Consider the following 3,638-nt stretch of genomic DNA (forward strand, 5'->3'; position numbering starts at 1 on the left):
ACGTGCGGCGGCCGGCGTACCGACGAGGGTGACGATGAGCAGGGAGGCGAGGGCGAGCAGGGCGGTGCGCGGTGTGGGCGGGGGTTTCATCGACGGCCTTCCTCTGGTCGTGATTGGCCGCACGCTAACCCTTGCCGAAACATTCTGCAATACCTTGCAAACAGAGTCGTAACACGGCAGCGCCCTTGCGGAAGCGCCGCTCACCTGCCGGCCGTCCACCGCAGACTCCCGAGGTCAGAACCCGGTACAGCGCGCCCCGTCGACCGTGCAGCCCCGCGGCTGGGTGGGCGCCCGCTCCACGTGGAACCGCAACGACGCCGACCCGCCCGCCGGCACGTCCACCCCACTGGCGTACGTGAAGCCACCGTCGGTCTGCCGCAGCGTCCCCTGTGGCACGCCCTCCACCCAGGCGGTCACCACCCGCCCACCGCCGAAGTCCAACCGCACCGTCCAACCCCGGTCCTCACCGGCCGCGTTGACGATCAACACCTCGCCGATGAAACCCCCGTCGAAGCTCTGCACCACCCGGTACCGGCCACTCACCGCCGGCGGGCGCTGCGCCGGCGGCGTCGCCGGCCGCGTGGAGGTCGGTGCGCCCGTCGGAGGTCGCGTCCCGACCGGGGCGCTGGGTGGCAGTCCGGTCGCGCGCGGCGACAGCCCAGGCGGCCGCAGCGGCGGCGTCGACGACCTCGGTGACGTCGGCGCGGTCGGCGGAACCGACCCCTGCGGCAGCGGCAGCGCCGGTGGCAACACCGCCGGGTCGTCCGGCGCCGGACTACGTCCCCGGTACGCGCCCAGCGCCACGAAGAGCAGGACCACCATCACCACGATGCCGGCGAGCACCACGATCCACGGCGACGACGCGATGGCGGCCGGACCACGGGAGGGTCGCGGGGCGCGACGCATACCGGACATGAACCTCCCTCAGCGGGCCGTCCGGGCAGCGTAGCGATCGACGGCCGGGCCCGGAAGCGCCGGCGGTAGCGTCGGACCCGGCACCAGGTCAGCCGACCTGGCAGTCGACCTCGTTGACCGTGCACCCGACCGGACGCTCCCCCGAGTCACCCCAGCCGACGCGCAGGCGCAGCGTCCGGGTGTCCCCCGGGCTCAGGGAACGGGTGCCGCGCAGGACGAACTCGCCGCCCCCGCGCCCCCACACCGAGACCTCCGAGTCCCCGCTGACCCGCAGGCTCCGGATGTCGTCGTCGAACGACAACTCCACCCGCCACTCCAGTGCTCCACCCGACGGGTTGCTCACCGACAGCACCGCCTCCGAGCCGTCCCAGCCGTCCGTCCCGACCTGGTACCGGGCGGTGACCGTCTCGTCCGCCGGCCCCAGCGGCACCGCCGGCGCCGCCGGAGCGCTCGTCCTGCCCGGAGCCGGCGAGCTGGTGGTCACCCGGGGCGACGGCGACCGGCTGCTGCTCCGCGACGGGCGCGGCGACGCCGTGCGCCGCTCCGCCCCAGTCGGAGTCGGAGTCGCCGTAGCCGACGCGGCGGCGGGCACCGTCGGCAGGAACACCGGCGGCGCCGCCTGCGGCTCGCCCTCCCGTTCCCGGGTACGGAACGACAGCAGCGCGACCACCAACAACACCACCAGCGCGCAGACGCCGAGCAGCACCACGATCCACGGCACCGACGCCAGCACCCGCGCCGCCCGCGTACCAGCCGCACCGTCCGGCCCCACCGCCATCAGGTCTCCCCTCGTCCCCGCCGACGCGCCAGCGTAGCCAGCACCGGCCGGACCGGAAACCGGGCGGGTACGGATCGGGCCGACCGGCCCACCCGGAACGGAAAACGGGCGGCCTCGCCGACGGTCCCGGTCGGTCAGGCCGTCCGGACGACCGTGCAGATCACCGGCCCCTCACTCGTCGTACGCAGCACGTAGCGGTACCGCTCCCCCGGAACCGCGTGCCCCCGACTGTCCAGGAACTCCCACTCCACCGCCACCATCGTCAGCAGCGCGGACACCGGCTGCACGTCCTCGATCCGGGCGTGCGCCGCGACCAGCTCCCGGTCCTGGTAGTCGGGCGCGGCGCCCACGAAGGACAGTGCGACCGCCGCCAGCGAGTTGAACGAGAAGCTGTAGGTATCAGCCACCACCATTCCGGGCAGGGCGTAACAACCGGCGATGGCCGGTAGGTCGCCGCAGGTCAACGCCACGCCGTACCGGTCGAAGAAGTCGGTCAGCGTGTCAAGATCGGTGGAGGCGTTCACGGCCACAGCAATTGCCGGCCAACGGCCAGGTCAAACCTCAGCGCGCCGGAACCTCCACCTCGATCTCCGCGCCCAGCCGCGCGTCCGCCGCCAGCCCCAGGTCGTCCCCGCTCCAGAACCGCCCCGGGTCGTACCAGTTCGGACGCCGACCGCCGGGCAGCAACCCCATCGCCTCGTAGGTCACCGCCACCACCTCGGCGCAGTACGCCGTCTCCAGCGCCCGGTCCCGCGCACCCGGCGAGCCACCCGACACCGCGGCCGGTGGCGCCGACCGACCCGGACGCGGCAGCGCCGGCACCCGGCCCCGCACCCACCGCCAGGCCAACTGCGCGGTCGACGGGAACGGCGTGCCGTCCAGGCGCGCGATGGTACGCAGCACCGCCCGTTCCATCTCCCCATCCGCCGGCGGGTCAAGCTGCCGCAGCCAGGCCCGCTGGCCGTACCGATTGGCCCAGACGCCGACCGCGTCCCGCAGATCGTGCAGCTGCACACCACGCTGGTGGGCGCCGGACCACAGATCCGGCAGCGACCTGCCCAGCTCCGCGTGCCACATCAGCGGGGGCATGTCGTCCAGCACCACCGCCATCCCCACATGGTTCACGGGACTGTTGGTGGTCAACTGGATCGCCCGGTCCGGCACGCTGCGACCCCGGAACACCCACACGTCGCCGGTGCGGGTCAACTCGACGGCCTCGTCCAGGCTGATGCTCATGAGGGTCTAGCCTAGGCCGATGCGGCAACGAATGCGGTGGTGGAAGGTCCTCGGGCTGGCCGGCCTCGCCGGCGTCGCAGCCTCCGGTGTGGTCATCGCCCGCGCCGAACGGCGTCGGCGCGCGTACACCCCCGAGGAGATCCGGCAGCGGCTACTGGAGCGGCACGCCCAGGCCAGCGACGTCGCCAAGCCGACCGACCAGGCCTGACCCGCCCGGCCGAACATCCTCAGTGGACGGTCGGCGGCGCTGTTGAACAGGCGGGGTTCACCCGCACCCGACGGCCGCACACCTCCGGCGCTCCCTGCCCGGCTGCCGCAGGTGTGGGGCGGGCGCTGTCTGACCGGGCTACGTGCAAGCGCCGTGCCTTCTCTGGCCGCTTGCTCGACTCGGTTTCGCTGATATCGCGGTGTCCAAAGGTCCCGGTTAGCCTTCCCGGAAAGTGCGCAGATCTTGACGCCGCCCCGTCTCGGGGCGCAGGGGTTGTGGAGTCCGGCGGTGTCCGGTTCGGGCCGACGCCGCCCCGTCTCGGGCACAGAGGGTTGCGGAGTCCGGTGTCCGGTTCGGGTTGACGCCGCCCCGTTCAAGGGGCACAGGGGGTTGCGGAGTCCGCTGGTGTCCGTTTCGGGTTGGGCATCTCGGGGCTGGCTGTCCGGTATGGGGCCGGCGTCCCGTGGTCGGGGGCACTCTGGCGGTGGAATCGGGGCGGCG

5 protein-coding genes are annotated in these 3,638 nt (G+C 73.2%); 1 reads left to right on the plus strand and 4 read right to left on the minus strand.

From position 1 onward, the window contains the following. Nucleotides 1-234: 234 nt before the first annotated feature. The 4 genes from DKT68_RS11565 to DKT68_RS11585 all read right to left on the minus strand — a co-directional run bounded on the left by DKT68_RS11565 (nt 235) and on the right by DKT68_RS11585 (nt 2,929). On the minus strand, nt 235-915 hold the full coding sequence (locus tag DKT68_RS11565) for a cellulose binding domain-containing protein (protein ID WP_236646845.1): 681 nt from the start codon (nt 913-915) through the stop codon (nt 235-237). A gap of 88 nt (nt 916-1,003) precedes the next feature. Further along, nucleotides 1,004-1,693, minus strand: coding sequence for a hypothetical protein (locus tag DKT68_RS30895; protein ID WP_146218339.1), 690 nt, complete (start codon nt 1,691-1,693; stop codon nt 1,004-1,006). A gap of 134 nt (nt 1,694-1,827) precedes the next feature. Further along, nucleotides 1,828-2,217: a hypothetical protein gene (locus tag DKT68_RS11580; protein ID WP_109817426.1), complete on the minus strand. Its 390-nt coding sequence runs from the start codon at nt 2,215-2,217 to the stop codon at nt 1,828-1,830. A 37-nt stretch (nt 2,218-2,254) separates the two neighbouring features. Beyond that, nucleotides 2,255-2,929 (minus strand): hypothetical protein, encoded by a 675-nt coding sequence (locus DKT68_RS11585; RefSeq protein WP_109817424.1) that lies wholly within the window; start codon nt 2,927-2,929, stop codon nt 2,255-2,257. Nucleotides 2,930-2,948: 19 nt separating this feature from the next. On the opposite strand from DKT68_RS11585, the gene DKT68_RS11590 reads away from it, so the two are divergent. Then, nucleotides 2,949-3,137, plus strand: a complete 189-nt coding sequence (locus DKT68_RS11590) for a hypothetical protein (RefSeq protein ID WP_109817425.1) — start codon at nt 2,949-2,951, stop codon at nt 3,135-3,137. Nucleotides 3,138-3,638: the final 501 nt, after the last annotated feature.

The sequence above is a fragment of the Micromonospora acroterricola genome (assembly GCF_003172955.1).
Classification (GTDB): domain Bacteria; phylum Actinomycetota; class Actinomycetes; order Mycobacteriales; family Micromonosporaceae; genus Micromonospora; species Micromonospora acroterricola.

What these genes read in the sequence shown, in the direction of transcription:
- DKT68_RS11565 (WP_236646845.1), bottom strand. Translation starts at nt 915, where the DNA reads ATGTCCGGTATGCGTCGCGCCCCGCGACCCTCCCGTGGTCCGGCCGCC.
- DKT68_RS30895 (WP_146218339.1), bottom strand. Translation starts at nt 1,693, where the DNA reads ATGGCGGTGGGGCCGGACGGTGCGGCTGGTACGCGGGCGGCGCGGGTG.
- DKT68_RS11585 (WP_109817424.1), bottom strand. Translation starts at nt 2,929, where the DNA reads ATGAGCATCAGCCTGGACGAGGCCGTCGAGTTGACCCGCACCGGCGAC.
- DKT68_RS11590 (WP_109817425.1), top strand. Translation starts at nt 2,949, where the DNA reads ATGCGGCAACGAATGCGGTGGTGGAAGGTCCTCGGGCTGGCCGGCCTC.